Source organism: Kribbella sancticallisti, from assembly GCF_039530625.1.
Lineage (GTDB): Bacteria > Actinomycetota > Actinomycetes > Propionibacteriales > Kribbellaceae > Kribbella > Kribbella sancticallisti.
Map to the genome: position 1 here is coordinate 89,626 of NZ_BAAAOS010000022.1, position 15,211 is coordinate 104,836.

The window sequence follows — 15,211 nt, forward strand, 5'->3', positions numbered from 1 at the left end:
ATGAAGTTCACTGTCGTATTCATCCAGCGACGTCTCGTCGCGCTGACGTTGTTGCTCCTCATCGTGTCCTTCGCCGTTTTCAGCCTGCTCGACCTCAGCCCAGGCAGCCCCGAGGAGGCGCTGCTCGGGCCTGAGGCACGGACCAACCCGGCGTCGGTCGAGGCCATCCGGGAGGAGTACCACCTCGACCAGCCCCTTCTGCAGCGGTATTGGAACTGGCTCGCCGACGTGGCGCACCTCGACCTCGGGCGTTCCACCGAGTCGGGGGAGGCGGTCACGCACGTCATCGCTCAGCGGTTCATGCTGACCACGGAGCTGGGCCTGTTCGCGGCCGTGATCGTCTTGCTCATCGGCGTGCCGGTCGGAATGCTGGCGGGTCTCCGGCGTGGGAGCAGCTTCGACCGCGTCGTGACTTCAGCGGCCGTCTTCCTGGCGAGTGCGCCTCCATTCGCGGTGGGGATCTTGTTGATCCTGATGTTCGGTGTGTGGCTCGACTGGCTCCCGCCGTTCGGGGTGGGCGACGGCGTCGTGGATCGGCTCAGGCATCTCGTGCTGCCCGCATTGGCTCTAGCGAGCGCGGCGCTCGCCATCGTGGTCAGACAGACGCGTGCAGCGGCGCTAGGTGTCATCGACCAGGACTACGTACTCTTCGCGAGAGCACGAGGGCTCTCGCGAAGAACCATCTTCCTCAACTACGCTTTCCACAACGCGGCCCTGCCCGTCGTGACGACCGCTGGACTCCTCCTTGTGTTCAGCCTCTCGGGTGCCGTTTTCATCGAAACGGTGTTCGGGCTTCCGGGCGTCGGGTCGCTGCTGATCGAGTCGATCAACAGCAGGAACATCCCGGTCGTCCAAGGGCTCACCCTCCTGACCGCCGCGATCGTCGTACTCGGGAACCTCGTCACGGACCTGCTGGCGCTCGCCCTCGACCCACGCACTCGCTACGCCGGGACGGCCTGATGTCAGACACGCCGACGATCGATCCGACCTTCATCACGATCCCGACGCGCAGTAGGCGCAGGCGGATCTCCCCTCTCCTGCTCGCTTGCTCGGGGGTCCTGCTGTTCGTCGCCGTGTGTGCGGTTGCCGGCAGCGCAGTCGCGCCTCACGATCCTGGCGCACAGGACCTCGCGTTGGGGCCGGCTCCGGCGAGTGCCGACCACTGGCTCGGCACCGATGGGCTGGGGCGTGACGTCCTCTCCCGGCTCATCGCCGGTACGCGCAACGCGGTCGTCGGGCCGCTGCTGGTGGCCATTAGTACTGTGCTCATCGGGACGACGCTGGGCATGGTGGCCGGCCTGCGCGGCGGCCGGGTTGACTCGCTCATCTGTCGTTTCGCCGACCTCGTCTACGCCCTGCCCGCCCTGCTGATGGTCATCGTCATCGTCGGTATGGTCGGCGGCGGCACGCTCATCGCCTGGGCGGTCTTCATCTTCTTCTCCATCCCGACCGAGATCCGACTGACCCGCAGCGCAACCTTGCGACAGTCGAAGCTCGCGTATCTCGATGCCGCCCGCACATTGGGACTCTCCACACCTCGAATCTTGTTCCGGCACGTGCTGCCGAACATCCTGCCCACTGTCGTTGCGACCGGCATGCTCGACTTCGTCGGCGCGCTGGTCGGCCTGTCGTCCCTGGCATTCCTTGGGCTCGGCGTGGCGCCTGGGACAGCCGACTGGGGCCTGATGCTTGCTGAGGAGCGGTCGATCATGGATCTGAACGTCTGGGCCGCGCTGGGCCCGGCCCTGATGATCATTCTCACGGCGGTGTCAGGCACGGTTCTTGGGGACTGGCTCTACGACCGGCTTTCACAGGACCGAGGCCGCGCATGAAGGCGGTGAAGCCCGGGACCGGTACCGATCAGGTCCCTCAGGTCACCCGCGGTGAGGCCCATCTCGAGGTCAGCGACCTGACCGTGTATGCGACGGCTGGTGGTGCGTCGCGCACGCTTGTGCAGGATGTGTCCTTCCGGCTGAGGCAGGGGGAGACCTTGGGCATCGTCGGGGAGTCGGGCAGTGGCAAGTCGATGACCGCGAAGGCCCTGGTCGGGCTGCTTCCGCCCGGGGTCCGTGCCGGAGGCAACGTTACTTTCGGGGGCGACCAGCTCGTGGGACGTCCCGAGCGGGAACTGAGGCGCCTGCGGGGCAGCCAGATATCACTGCTTCTGCAGGACCCCTTCACGATGCTCAATCCGCTGCAGACAGCAGCGAGGCACATCTACGAGTCTCTTGCTTCGGATCGGCGACTGGCGCGATCCGAACGTGCCGAAGAGGTCCGTCGGCGCCTTGCCGAGGTCGGCATAGAGGACGCCGATGCCGCGCGCCGGTACCCTTTCCAGCTCTCCGGCGGCATGCAACAACGCGTCGCCCTAGCTGCCGCCCTGGCCAAGAACCCGAGCCTGCTGATCGCGGACGAGCCGACAACTGCACTGGACGCGTCCATCCAGCACGACGTGCTCATGCTGCTGAGGCAGATCCAACGCGATCGCAACATGGGCCTCATCCTGATCACCCACGACCTGCGCGTGGCGCTGTCCGTCTGCGACCGCATCATGGTCATGTACGCCGGTACCGTCATCGAGGATGGTCCCTCGCCCGCCGTCAATGCGACTCCGCAGCACCCCTACTCGCTCGGACTGCTGCGCGCTGAACCGCCATTGACCCATGCCAGGGCCCACCTATCCAGCATCCCCGGCAACGTTCCGTCCGCAGACACCGTCAAGGACATCTGCGGATTCAGTCCACGGTGTGAATGGGCGACGCCCGAATGCCGCGCCGGGAAACCACCTCTTGCCGTGGTCGAGTCGGACCATCGCAGCGCGTGCCGACGCATCGACGACATCCGGTCCGACCTTCGGGAACGACAGGCCAGCGACGATGCCGCTATGCCGGACCCGCCCCCTGCTTCACTTGACAGCCCCATCCTGAGCGTCCACCAGTTGAGGAAGGTGTACCGCGTCGAGGCGATGTTCGGACCGGCACGGACCCACGAAGCACTTGCCGGGGTGTCGTTCGAGATCGGCGTCGGAGAGAGTGTGGGACTGGTCGGGGAGTCGGGGTCGGGAAAGACGACTGTCGCGCGCTGCCTGCTGGGCTTGAACCGTCCCACCGAAGGCGAGATCCGACTCGACGGCATAGACATCACCGACTATCGCAGGCTCAAACCGAGTGACCTCCGCAAGGTGCGGCATCTGGTGCAGTGCGTCTTCCAGAACCCGTACGCCTCGCTCAATCCCTCTCGCACGATCGGCGCCACCCTGAGGGAGGCGGTCGATGTTCGCGGCGACGCTGTCGACCTTTCCGTCGAGGTCGACCGGATGCTCGAGCTGGTCGGGTTGCCCCGTGCCTACAGCAGTCGGCGACCGGCGTTGCTATCCGGTGGCGAGCGACAGCGGGTGGCGATCGCGCGTGCTCTTGCGGTTCGACCTCGCCTCCTCATCTGTGATGAACCGGTGGCCGGCCTTGACGTGTCGGTGCAAGCACAAGTGCTCGAACTCCTCCGAGACCTGCGACGCGAGCTGTCGATGAACATGCTCTTCATCTCCCATGATCTTGCGGTGGTACGACAGATCACCGACCGGGTCGTCGTGCTGCACCGAGGTGAGATCGTCGAGCAAGGCGCCACTGGAAAGGTCTTTGCGGATCCCCAGCACCCGTACACCGCGCGGCTCGTACGGGCAGTTCCACGAGCATGAACCGTCGTCCAGGAGGAAGCGCGTGAGAGTCGTTGTCGTCGGCGGTGGAGTGATCGGTCTTGCCTGTGCCTACGAGCTGCTGCGGCGGGGGCAGGAGGTGACGATCCTCGAAGCACGCACTGCCGGATCGGGTGCCTCCTTCGGGAACCTGGGGTGGATAGTGCCGGCCCAGATGCGCCCCGTGCCGGCCCCGGGCATGGTCGCCCAGGCCCTGCGCTGGATGCTGCGCCCCGACAGTCCGCTCTATATCCGGCCGTCGTTGAGTCCGGGCTTCATCCGATTCATGTACGGGATGTGGCGTCACTGCAACGAGACGAGCTTCCGGGCAGGCCTGTTGGCCCACTTGCGCCTCGCGGAGGGCAGCATGCAGCTCCTCGACGACTATGAGCAGGACGGTGTCGATTTCGAGATGCACGCCCAGGGCCTGCTCCAGGTGTTCGCGTCCGCGAAGCAGTTTGACAATCACGTGAGGGGGCTGGATCTCCTGCGCGGCCACGGCTTCCGGCCGCAGGTGCTCGACGGCACCGAAGTGACCCGCGTCGAACCGGCACTTCTGTCCGGGCTTCATGGCGGCATCTTCTTCCCCGACGAGCGGCACGTCCGGCCGGACAGCCTGGCTGACGGCCTGGCCAGGCGCTGCCTCGCGCTAGGGGGTAAGCTCATCGAGGATGCGGCCGTACAGCGCGTCCACGGTCGGGCCGGGCGGGTGGTTGAGGTCGAAACCGATGACGGGCGGTACTCCGCTGACGTGTTTCTCCTGGCGGCCGGAGTCTGGTCGGGCACGCTTGCCCGCAAGTTCGGTGCCGGGCTGCCCATCCGACCGGGCAAGGGCTACAGCCTGGACTACATCGATTCGCCGTTCGCGTTGCACAGCCTGGTCAAGCTGATGGAACCCCAGGTTGCCTTGAGCCCGTTCGACGGCTGGATGCGGCTCGCCGGCACCATGGAGTTCTCCGGCTTCGATCTGAAGGTCAACGAACGACGTGTCCGAGCGATCGCGAAGGCGCCGGTCGAGTACTTGAACGACTGGGACCCCTCCGCGCGGGCCCAGCGCGTCTGGGCGGGTGCCCGACCCATGACTCCCGATGGGCTGCCCGTCATGGGACGTTTCGCCGCCCTGCAAAACTGCTATGTTGCTGCCGGCCACGGCATGTTGGGCCTCACGTTGGGACCGGCGACAGGGTCGGTGATGGCCGAGGCCATCACCGAGGGCCACGTGCCGGCGGTCCTCGAGCCCTTCAGCCCCCGCCGCTTCGGTGCCTGAGATCCGCCTGTGCCAGCGACATCCTGGTCCGGGCAGGGGCGCCCCGAGATGATGAGGCCCATGGGAAACGACAGCCTGCTGCTCAGCTCCGGAACCGTCTACGACGGCCTCGGCTCGCCGGGGAGGACGGCGGACGTGCTCGTCCGTGACGGTCGCATCGCATCGATCTCCGACGTACCCCTCAGAGTCCCTTCGGCGAGACGGATCGACTGCACGGGCCGGGTGGTCGCACCGGGTTTCGTCGACACCCACGCACACAGTGACCTGGTCCCGCTGTTGCCGGACCCTCAGCCTTTCAAGCTGCTGCAGGGCGTAACGACCGAGATAGTGGGCAACTGCGGCATCAGCTTCGCACCCCTCGACCATGCGGCCGCGGAGAGTGCCGCGGACCTGGTCGGCAACCTGGCCAAAGGAGTAGCCGTCGAGCCGGGCGGATTCGCCGCGCTGCTCGACCGGCTGGCGGAAGCCGGCCCGACAAACAATATGGCGATGTTGGTGGGGCACAACGCTCTGAGGCTGAGTGCCAACGGCACCGAACCGGAGCTGGCGCCATCGGCGCTGGCGCGGATGGAACGACTCGCCGCGGAGGCCTTCGAGGCCGGCGCTGTCGGGTTCTCCACTGGCTTGATCTATTCGCCCGGAAGCTTCGCCGGCATCGAGGAGCTCACCGCCCTGGCGCGAGTCGCTGCCCGGTTCGGCGGGCTGTACGCCACCCACATGCGTGACGAGGGTCGCCGACTCGAAGCAGCGATGGGCGAAGCGGTGACGGTCGCTCGGCAGGCGGGGATCCGGCTCCAGATCTCGCACTGCAAAGTCGCCGGACGTGGGAACCACGGCAAGGCTGCCACTCTGGTCAGGACCCTCGAGGCTGCCCGACTCGACGGCGTCGACGTGTACGGCGACCAGTACCCCTACGCCGCGGGGTCGACGGTGCTGCTGGCGCTCCTGCCGACCAGAGCGACAGCCGGAGGCGCCACGGCCCTGGCAGAGCGGCTCAGCGATCCCTCCGTCAGGGCGTTGTTGCGGTCCGATGCCGATCGGGGCGAGCCAGGCGACGGGCTGTGGGCCGCGTGCACGCCCGACGACGTCCTCATCATCGACCACACCGACGCTGGCGTCGTGGGGCTGACGCTCGCCGAGGTCTGCCGGTCACGTGACGAGCATCCCTTCGAGGCTCTGTGTCGATTGGTCGGCGAGGACCCACGCGCAGAAGCGGCGCTGACCTTGATGGCAGAGAGCGACGTGCGGACCATCATGGCGAGCCCGCTCGTCGGGATCGGGTCGGACAGTGGTGTGCCGATCGGTCTTCAGCATCCGCGCACCTGGGGGTCCTTCCCGACTGTGCTGGGTCGCTACGTCCGCGAGCTCGCCGTCCTCGACCTGCCTGAGGCGCTACGGAAGGCGACTTCCTTCGGGGCACGGCAGTTCCGCCTAACGGGACGCGGTGCCTTGCTGCCCGGCTACATCGCTGACGTCACCGTCTTCGACGCGCAGACGATCGGACACGAAGCCGACTATCTGGATCCGGCGGGCCCCGTGACCGGCGTGCACACCGTCCTCCTCGCCGGCGAGGTCGTCGTCGACGACGGAGCCTTCAACGGCTCACGTTCCGGCCGGATACTCCGGCGCGGGGTCTCCACCATCGCTTCCTGAACCGACCTCACGCCGACCCCATCTCGGTCCACCATCGAATCACGCGCCCCACTGGCGCGCTCCAAGCTCGGATGGGAGAGAGGAGCCGATCGGAACCTCGATCCTCGATGGGGATGCCGGCGAATGGTGCACGGCGTTGACGGCGACCCGCAGCTCACTGCTCTGCCCGAGTGAGTGACCAGTGTTCGGGTTGCGATCCCAGGTGGGGAAGTCGCTGCTGGTGATCGACAACCGCAGCCGGTGCCCGGACTTCACGACGTGGCCGACTCCACCCAGGGTGATGACGAACTCGTAGACCTCACCCGCATCGAGGAGTGTCTCCTCGGTCAGTGAAGTATGGAACCGCGCCCTCAGCCGACCCTCGGCCAGAAGCATCGAGCCGCCATCGGGCGAGACGTCGTGCAGGGCCGTGAACCAGTCTGTGTCCGGTGAGTCAGAGCTGGCGAAGAGGTGCAGGCGTGGCTGCCCCAGGAGAACCAGGTCCTCGGGCTGGGCGTCACCGGTGAAGACGAGCACGTCGCTCCGGCTCTGTTGGAAGCGCCGGTCGAGCGGGGCCTCCGACCAGGTCGGGGAGAAGAAGTCCTCGTCCAGCACGCTGGGCACCGGGTCAGCGGGGTCGTAGCGGTACGAGTCGGCCTGCTCCGGAACCACGGGCGATTGGGTGGTGAGCCGCCCGTCGCCGGTCAAAGTGTTCGCATGACCGTCGCTGCGCAGGTACATCGTGGCCCAGTCGGCCACCGCCGGCCAACTGTCGGTCACCACCCAGGTGTCCGCACCTGTGAGGAAGAGCCGGATCTTCTCATTGTCCGGTTGTGCTGCCGGAACGTCTCGGAGCCAGCGGTCGAACCAGGCCCTGTGCACAGCATCCATGTCCATCAATGCACCAGGTCCGAAGTCGACGCCCCCGAAGTCCTGACGAGGCTTGCGGGTGCCACCGTGATCCCACGGACCGATGATGAGGTGCTGGTCGGCGGCTCGAGGAGACTCATTGCTCATGGCGTCGTAGAAGTAGAGCGAGCCGGGCTGATCGTCGTCGTACCAACCGGTGATATGCAGCACCGGGATGTCGATGCGGCGGAAGTCGTCGTCGAGTCGCAGCGACTGCCAATAGTCGTCGAGCCGTGAGTGCGTCAACCACTCCCGCCAGGTCTCCAGCCTGCGCCCAAGACGCTCGTCCATGGTGACAAGCGGCAGATGCCTGAACACCTCTGGCCAATTGTCCACCAGCCCGGGATCCTGCACCACGCGCCTTCCGGCGACATTCAGCCAGGCGAGCATGACAAGCATGAGACAGCCGTTGTGGTAAGGATTTTCCTGGAACCAGTTGCCGCTAGTGGCGGTGCTGACCATCGTCGTCAGGTGCTCCGGGCGCTCCCGGGCAAGGGCCCACTGGCACCACCCACTGTAGGACCCGCCCATCGTCGCGACTTTGCCATTGCTCCAAGGCTGTGCCGCGGCCCACTCGACAGTGTCGTGGCCGTCGATACCCTCGAACCGGAACGGGATCCAGTGCCCCTCGGAGTCGTGGCGACCGCGGACGTCTTGTGTGATGAAGACGTAACCGTGATCAGACAAGTACCTTCCGGTCGCGACATAGCTAGGACGCTGGTTGTTGTAGGGGGTGCGGTGCAGGACCACCGGATACGGGCCCCCGCGGGGACCGCCTTCTGGGAAGTAGATGTCAGCAGACAGACGGGTGCCGTCCTTCATCGGAACCGCCACGTCTCGAAGCCGCCGTAGCGGCGGACCTTCATCGTGAGCTGGCACACGGTCGCTCGTCACGTTCTTTCCTTGCTGGCAGCAGCGTCTGCTAGATCGGCGCACGTCCACGCCATGGCGGTCGCTCCGTCGAGAGCCGCCCAATCCGCGGGTGGGGCAGCGCAAGCCGCCGCGAACTCCGGCTGGTGGTTTACGGCGTCACCGCTTGAGATGTTGAGAGTTGGGTGGATGGCGGGGCATACCAGGCTCACATTGGCCATGTCCGTCGACCCGGCCATCCGCTCCAACGTGGCAGCGGAGAAGTCGGCGAAGCCACGACCGAGCGCCTCAGCGTTCGAGCGATACCAGTAGGCCAGCTCCTCGGAATGGGTGAAATGACTGTAGGTCCGCCCGCTTTCCACTGAGACGCCGCACCCCGTTGCCTCGGCGCCGGCACGGAAACAACTGTTGACCCGGTCGACCAGTACCTCGAGACGATCGAGGTCAGGTGCCCGCACGTACCACTGCCCACTCGTCCGGTCAGGAACGACGTTCGGGGCGTCACCACCGTGCCGGACGATCCCGTGGACCCGGTCACCAGGGTGGAGATGCTGCCGCAGAAGACCGATTCCCACCTGAGCCACAGTGAGTGCGTCTGCTGCGTTCAGGCCCGCCTCTGGGAAGGCAGAAGCGTGCGCTGCCTTCCCACGGTAGGTGACGTCCATCGGCACGTAAGCGCGACAAGGCATCTGATCGAGCTCGTAAGGCGCGGGGTGCACCATCATCGCTGCGTCGACTCCGTCGAAGGCGCCCCTCTCGAGCATGATGATCTTGCCACCTCCGTTCTCCTCGGCGGGGGTGCCGAGCACAGTCAGGGTGAGCCCTAGATCATCGACGAGCGGTGCCAACGCCAAACCGGCACCCGCGCCAGCCGCGGCGATCACGTTGTGGCCGCAGGCATGCCCTACACCTGGGAGTGCGTCGTACTCCAGGCAGATCACCACGTGGACCGGACCGCTGCCCACTGTGGCCCGGACGGCGGTCGGAAGCTCGTAGACGCCCTGCTCGACCGGCAAGCCATGGGCCTCGAGCAGGTCACCGACCCAGCCGCAGGCACGTATCTCCTCGAAGGCGGTCTCCGGATGGGCGTGGATCCGGTGGCTCAGAGCAATCAGGTCATCGGAGGCCGCGTGAACGCGTTCCGCCAGCGCAGCCTTGATCGAAGTCATGCTGCACGCAGGAAGTCGGTGATCTGCGCGGCGAGGAGCTCAGGGATCTCGACGATCATCCCGTGCGTCGCCTCCACCTGTCGGAACTGCACGGCGGGGCAGTCCTCGGCCACTGCGGTGAGACCTTGTCGCAGCCCGACTCGATAGGCGGCCATCAGCTCTTGTAGTGATGGCGGCCCTTCCGACCCTCCTCGCTCTCCTACTGGCTCACGTCCCAGTGACAAATAGACGAGCAGCGGGCAACGTACGCGACGGTAGAGCGCCATCAAGTCCAGCTCGCTGATCCGAGCGCTCAGTTCCTCGGTCGCCTCGATTCCGGGGCGCAGGCGATGGCGGCCGTCGGCATCGACCGTCACCGTACGATCGAAGGTGGCCAGGCCGAACTCCCGCGGCATCCCGTGCTCCGCGGCTTCCTCGAGGAACTCGTCCTTGATCGCCGCGAGCTCCGATTTCGTCAACGCGTGACCGCGGTGGGCGAGCGCAGCCGCACGCCGGCCCTTCATCTTGGCCAGATGTTCGATCACAGTCTGACGGTCGATGCCCACGTACTGCTCGGGACGACCCATCCCGTGACCATCCAGGTTCACCGCTCCAGCGCAGTCCACCTCGTCGGCGCCGTACATGGCGGCGACCATGCCGCCGAGGGAGTGACCGACGACGGCCGGCCGATCGAGTCCAAGGGCGGTGACGACGGACCGAACGTCAGCCAGGACGCCTTCCCAGGTCCATGGACCGTCACCCGACCTGCCGTGGTTGCGGAGATCCATCGCGACGACACGATGACCCCGGATCAGGTGCTCGGCCATCGGCGACCAGTCGGTCAGCGTACGGCCGGCTCCGTGCAGGAGGAGGATCGGCTTGCCGGTGCCGCCATAGTCACGCACCGCGATGCGCATGCCGTTGCTGCCGTCGACGCTGCGGTCATCCACTGTGTCACTGCCGGACATGGTCCTCATCTCCTCGCATTGTGAGTGTCGGGTCGATCCGTCGGCTGCGGGGCGCGGTGGCCAGAGCGGCGAAGGCCACGAGCCAGCAGCCCGTAGCCCAGACCGCCGACGACGAATCCCGGCTCGACGAGAACGAGCAGCGGCGAGGTCGGTCTTGCCGGAGGCTTGCGCCGCTCGATGGCGAGCATCGTCAGGCCGAGTGCCCCACGAGACAACAGGGCACCGCTAGCTGTCGTGGCGGAGAGGCGCATCAATCGGGGGAGAACGCGTCCTCGCGACGGTCGAAGGGAAGCGATCGCCAGGACTGCGCCGAGGGTCGCCAGAATCGAGACCACGTAGTTGTACACGACGAACCATGTCTTCGCGAACGCCTGGTCGGCTGCGTCGGACGTGTCGCCGAGCCCTTTTCGCCCGCCGGCGGCCCAGTACACGTGAAGGGCGGCGAAGGCTGCGGACCACACGGCCGCCAGGCCTGCGGCGGCGGGTCGACTCGCGGGAATGGTGATCTGCGCCGCCGGGTCACGGGGACCGAGCGGTGCTCTCATCGACCTCTTCGTCACCGCTGATCCCTTCTGTGTGTCGCCGGCATGTTGTCGGTCGGTCTCAGCCAGCATGCTTCGGCGGGCATGCTGGACCGCTCCTGCTGCGCGTCGCCGGGGATCCCGAGCTGAGCACGAAACAAGCGGACCCAGTTCTCGCCGAGGATGAGCCGCACCTGGTCTGCACTGAAGCCGTGGTTCAACAGGGCCACGGTGACCTTCGGCAACCCCTCGGGCCCTCCGAGGCCGGGGACGAACCTGCGGCGGTCGAAGCCCACGTCGTCGCTGGCTCCGTAAGAGCGCAGCGTTTCCTCATGAACCTCCTTGACGAAGTCAGGGCCCAGGCCGACGTGCTCGATGCCTGCAACCGACACCACGTGCGCGATGTGATCAACGACCCGGCTCATCGTCGGCCGATCGGGGTCGATCAAGCCGGCAACGAAAGCGACTCCGACGATCCCGCCGCTCTGGGCCAGCGCCCTGAGTCTCTCGTCGGTGAGGTTGCGGTGATGGGGGCGTTGGACCCACGCTGAGGAGTGCGTGGCGACGACCGGACGCCGGGCGTGCCGGACGAGGTGGTCCACACCCGAACCGGCGAGATGGGAGACATCGACCAGCATTCCGATGCGCTCCATCACTGTGACGGCATCGAGGCCGGCGCGCGTCAATCGGCTGTGCGTCTCCTCCTCCGCGCTTCCGTCGGCGAGTGGGTTACGGCCGAAGTGGGTGAGCGATGCCATGCGGACTCCCAGCCTGAACATCGTCTGGAGAAGCTCGACGTCGACGCCGATCGCGTCACAGCCCTCCAGTGCCAGGACCAAGGCGATGCGCCCTGCGGCCACGGCCGAGTCGACGTCCGCGCCGGTCAGGCACAACGTCACCTGGTCGCCGTTCTGCTCCGCGATGCGGTGGGCGCACTCGATCATCCGAAGTGTTCGCCGGAGCATGCTCTCAGGAGCGATGTCTTCGCCGACGAAGACCGACAAGCACTGCACGTCGATCCCACCGGCCCGCAGTTGAGGAATCCAGTGCGCGCGGAAGTATCGCGACTGCTGGGTCTCCGGCCGGAGACTGACGAGCATCAGCAGGTCACTGTGGGCGTCAACGACCAAGGAGTCGTGGTGCAGCCGCTCCGCCTCATTCACGTGCGCACTTCTCCCTTCTCTCTCACAGAAGTCGGAATAACAGCATGTCCACCGGAGGTCCGCCCGTCATGGTTCTCTGCCACATTCGCACTACGACAATTTCGTCCGTCAGCACTAACGTCAGCGGCTTGGGATCAGCAGATCCTTCCCAACCTCCGGTCAGGCCCGATGTGCGAAGGATCGCAACAGTTGTCGAAGGGTGGCGAGGTGCGGAGTGGACGGCGATGTGCCGGCGGGTGGCGCGGCGCGGGAGTTGCGGGTTGAGTCGGGGCTGCGGGCTGCGGCCGGGGAGCTCGAGCTCGTGTGGACGACGCGGACGATCGCCGACGGTCGCGCGACGTCGCGGCCGTGGAACTACCTCGTGGACGTGGCCGATCCGGCGTTCGCGGTCGACGATCCGGACGGTTCGGTGATGGAGGTCCGGTGGTTCCCGGTGCCGGACGCCGTACGGCTGCTGGGTGAGATGCCGTACCCACCGATCGCCGTACCAGCGGTCGACTATCTGACGTCCGGCACCGCCGCGCTCGACTGGTTCGCGGAGGCGCGTCCCGGCGCCCCGTAGTACTCACCACCCAAACCGCCAACACGCGCTCAGTGCGCCTGGCCACCAAACTCGGCTTCGCCGAAGCGGCCCGCTACGAAGCCTGGGGCGCCGAACAATGGCTCGGCCTGTGGACCCCTCCTACTGGCGACTGACCAACTGATACGGCACGACGTCCTTCCACTCCCCGTCCACGCTGAGGTACTCCGGCGCAACACCGATCCGGGTGAACCCGGCCCGCTCGAGCACGCGCTGAGATCCGACGTTGGCGAGTTGCGTCGATGCTTCGATCCGATGCAGCCCCAGGTCCACGAAGGCCGCCCGGATGATCTCGCGCACCGCGGCCGTGGCAAACCCACGACCGTTGTCGGCGGCACCCACCCAGTAGCCGAGGCTGCAGGACTGGAGCGGACCACGCACGATCCCGGTCAGCGAGACCCGGCCGACCACCCGATCATCATCACCAGTGATCACCCAGGGCAGGCACCACCCTTGCTCGTACTGCTCAAGAGCCGCCCCAACCACGGCCCGCTGTCCCGCAACCGTGAAGAACTCGTCGTCCCGCACGGGATCCCACGGCGCCAGAAACTCCCGATTCACCCGCAGCAACTCAGCCAGCCCACGCGCACCCTCGATCGTGACCAGCCGAGTCCCCACCCGCGCATCCTCCGCCACCCGAGCCACGCCTGTCGACAGGCCCGGGGGCATACAGCGTTCCGGGCTATGCGGGGAACGCCTTCCAGTGGCCTTCTGAGATGACCTCGGTGGTGCCGTCGGTGACCTTGATGGCGGTCTGGTCGTCGATGGCGTACGACGGACCTCCGATGCCGGCGGCCCATCTCTCCGCGTCGGCCAGGGTGTTCTCGGGCATCTGCTCGTGGTCCAGGTGCGGAAAGATCGAGAAGTCGACGACCCTGAGCGTGCGGTCGTCCGGCGCAGACGGCCACGAGACGAAGTCGTCACCGATCCGCGGTGTCATCACCATGCTGCCAGCGCTCATCCCTACCCAGACCGTCTCGGGCAGCGACGGCATGACCCGCGACAGCCCTGACTCCCGCATCCAGTGGCACAGGTACGTCGCGTCGCCGCCGTCCACCAGCAGCACGTCGGCCTCTCGCACCCACGGCACCCACCGATCCTCGCCGATACTGGGCAGCGCGGTGAGCTCCAGGACGCCCAAAGACGCCCAGCCCAGGCTGGTCATCAGGTGGAACGGCGGCTCGCCGGCGACGGCGCTTCGCACCGAGGCGGGCCCGAGCATCGGGTGGCCCCACTGGGCCGTGGGGATGTAGAGCGCACGGGATTCCGAGATCGGCTTACCCAGCAGACCAACCAGAGCATCGCGGATGCTCTGGTTGGCAACGCCCCCGGACGTGAGAAGAAGCTTCACACCGCCTCCCCGGACGTGTACGACGTGTGGCAAACAGACCGCTGACGCATCATCGCCTGACTCCTTGTCATGCCCTGTCCGACGCCCTCGCCTAGGCCCCGTTCAACCGTTCCACGAACGCCGCATCCCGAATCCGACATCCTCCCAGAACGTGGCAATGATCATGATCAGTAGCCGGGCGTCGTTCACGGCTGTTCGGGGCCGTACCTCACCCGCTGGAAGGCCCGCGTCGCGGCATCGTGTGCGGTCACCGAAGATTCCGTCGATCTCGCTCTTCGCGAGGAACCGTTGGCCCAGAGGATCGCTGCCACAAGCAGGTGGCGTTCGACGATCGATGAACGGCGACTCTCACCACACGCTCGTCGTACCAGTCGGTGTACATCGTGCCGTCACCGGCCAGGTAGGCCCGGCCATGTAGCTGCCACTGGCCTGCGCCGGGCCCGCCACTAACGCCCCCGTCCGAAGGCGATCGAGGCGGGAGACGAAGAACCCCCGGCCTCAGAGAGTGGCGCATCTTGCCACCGCCGCCGGCATCAAGCAATGCTAGTTGACTTGGGGGTTGAGGAAGAGCCTGATGCCGGTGGATGCGCTGACAACTGCGCGGTCTCCGAGTGGGGCGGTCAGGGCGACGACCGCGACTGTCCGGCGCAGCGCCAACGTACAGGCGGTGCCGGCCGGCGGCTCGTCGTGGCTTCCTCCGATGACCACCAGGTCGTCGAATTCGAGAACGTGAGCTCGAAGGTCGCGATCACAGTCTCCGTGGCTGAGGGAGAAGGTGAGCGTGCTGCCTTCGATCCGGGTGAGACTCGCGGCATGGAGCAGGCCGGGGGCGGGGTCGGCGAGCCCGGGCGGTGGGACCGGCATGGCCGGCGTTTTGAGTACGTTCTTGGAGACTGCAACGACGACGACTTTTCTCGACAGGCCCTTCGCAGTGAAGGACCACGCGGGTACGGTCGCGGGACCCCGGCTCGTGACGACCTCGGCTGTTCCCAACGAAGCGGCGGTGATCGTGAGGGTGCACGACGACGCCGGTATGCCCCGGCAGTTGCTTTGTGTGCTCCCGATCTCCCCGGTGAGGGCAGGGCGAGCATTGACCACGCTCACCGGAAGG

At 66.6% G+C, this 15,211-nt stretch carries 14 protein-coding genes; 6 read left to right on the forward strand and 8 right to left on the reverse strand.

What is annotated here, in order from left to right; all coding sequences use genetic code 11:
• Genes ABD255_RS19855 through ABD255_RS19875 form a run of 5 tightly spaced genes read left to right on the forward strand, consistent with a single transcriptional unit; the run spans position 1 to position 6,611 of the window.
• Positions 1 to 960: an ABC transporter permease gene (locus ABD255_RS19855; protein ID WP_344216021.1), complete on the forward strand. Its 960-nt coding sequence runs from the start codon at positions 1 to 3 to the stop codon at positions 958 to 960.
• Entirely contained in the window at positions 960 to 1,832 is an 873-nt protein-coding gene (locus ABD255_RS19860) for an ABC transporter permease (RefSeq protein ID WP_344216023.1), read from the forward strand. Before ABD255_RS19855 ends, ABD255_RS19860 begins: the two co-directional genes overlap by 1 nt.
• Positions 1,829 to 3,694, forward strand: a complete 1,866-nt coding sequence (locus ABD255_RS19865) for an ABC transporter ATP-binding protein (protein ID WP_344216025.1) — start codon at positions 1,829 to 1,831, stop codon at positions 3,692 to 3,694. Before ABD255_RS19860 ends, ABD255_RS19865 begins: the two co-directional genes overlap by 4 nt.
• On the forward strand, positions 3,600 to 4,958 hold the full coding sequence (locus tag ABD255_RS19870) for an NAD(P)/FAD-dependent oxidoreductase (protein WP_344216027.1): 1,359 nt from the start codon (positions 3,600 to 3,602) through the stop codon (positions 4,956 to 4,958). Before ABD255_RS19865 ends, ABD255_RS19870 begins: the two co-directional genes overlap by 95 nt.
• Positions 4,959 to 5,018: 60 nt before the next feature.
• Positions 5,019 to 6,611, forward strand: a complete 1,593-nt coding sequence (locus ABD255_RS19875; protein WP_344216029.1) for an N-acyl-D-amino-acid deacylase family protein — start codon at positions 5,019 to 5,021, stop codon at positions 6,609 to 6,611.
• Between the two features lie 39 nt (positions 6,612 to 6,650).
• On the opposite strand, the gene ABD255_RS19880 is transcribed toward ABD255_RS19875, so the two are convergent.
• From ABD255_RS19880 to ABD255_RS19900, 5 genes are all read right to left on the reverse strand, one after another.
• The gene (locus tag ABD255_RS19880) at positions 6,651 to 8,321 is read right to left on the reverse strand and encodes a CocE/NonD family hydrolase (RefSeq protein WP_344216031.1); all 1,671 of its coding nucleotides are present in this window, start codon (positions 8,319 to 8,321) and stop codon (positions 6,651 to 6,653) included.
• A gap of 68 nt (positions 8,322 to 8,389) precedes the next feature.
• A complete protein-coding gene (locus ABD255_RS19885) occupies positions 8,390 to 9,538 on the reverse strand; it encodes a M20 family metallopeptidase (RefSeq protein WP_344216033.1) in 1,149 nt (382 codons plus the stop codon).
• Positions 9,535 to 10,485, reverse strand: coding sequence for an alpha/beta fold hydrolase (locus tag ABD255_RS19890; protein ID WP_344216035.1), 951 nt, complete (start codon positions 10,483 to 10,485; stop codon positions 9,535 to 9,537). Before ABD255_RS19890 ends, ABD255_RS19885 begins: the two co-directional genes overlap by 4 nt.
• Positions 10,486 to 10,490: 5 nt before the next feature.
• Positions 10,491 to 11,030, reverse strand: a complete 540-nt coding sequence (locus ABD255_RS19895) for a DUF3995 domain-containing protein (RefSeq protein WP_344216037.1) — start codon at positions 11,028 to 11,030, stop codon at positions 10,491 to 10,493.
• An 11-nt stretch (positions 11,031 to 11,041) separates the two neighbouring features.
• Positions 11,042 to 12,169 carry a dipeptidase gene (locus ABD255_RS19900; RefSeq protein WP_344216039.1) on the reverse strand — a complete coding sequence of 376 codons (1,128 nt, stop codon included), beginning with the start codon at positions 12,167 to 12,169 and terminating at the stop codon, positions 11,042 to 11,044.
• Between the two features lie 214 nt (positions 12,170 to 12,383).
• On the opposite strand from ABD255_RS19900, the gene ABD255_RS19905 reads away from it, so the two are divergent.
• Entirely contained in the window at positions 12,384 to 12,731 is a 348-nt protein-coding gene (locus ABD255_RS19905; RefSeq protein WP_344216041.1) for an NUDIX hydrolase, read from the forward strand.
• 120 nt (positions 12,732 to 12,851) lie between these two features.
• Here the strand turns inward: ABD255_RS19905 and ABD255_RS19910 are convergent, their stop codons facing one another.
• From ABD255_RS19910 to ABD255_RS19920, 3 genes are all read right to left on the reverse strand, one after another.
• A complete protein-coding gene (locus tag ABD255_RS19910; protein ID WP_344216043.1) occupies positions 12,852 to 13,367 on the reverse strand; it encodes a GNAT family N-acetyltransferase in 516 nt (171 codons plus the stop codon).
• Between the two features lie 64 nt (positions 13,368 to 13,431).
• On the reverse strand, positions 13,432 to 14,100 hold the full coding sequence (locus ABD255_RS19915; protein WP_344216045.1) for a Type 1 glutamine amidotransferase-like domain-containing protein: 669 nt from the start codon (positions 14,098 to 14,100) through the stop codon (positions 13,432 to 13,434).
• A 543-nt stretch (positions 14,101 to 14,643) separates the two neighbouring features.
• Positions 14,644 to 14,964 (reverse strand): hypothetical protein, encoded by a 321-nt coding sequence (locus ABD255_RS19920; protein ID WP_344216047.1) that lies wholly within the window; start codon positions 14,962 to 14,964, stop codon positions 14,644 to 14,646.
• Positions 14,965 to 15,211: the final 247 nt, after the last annotated feature.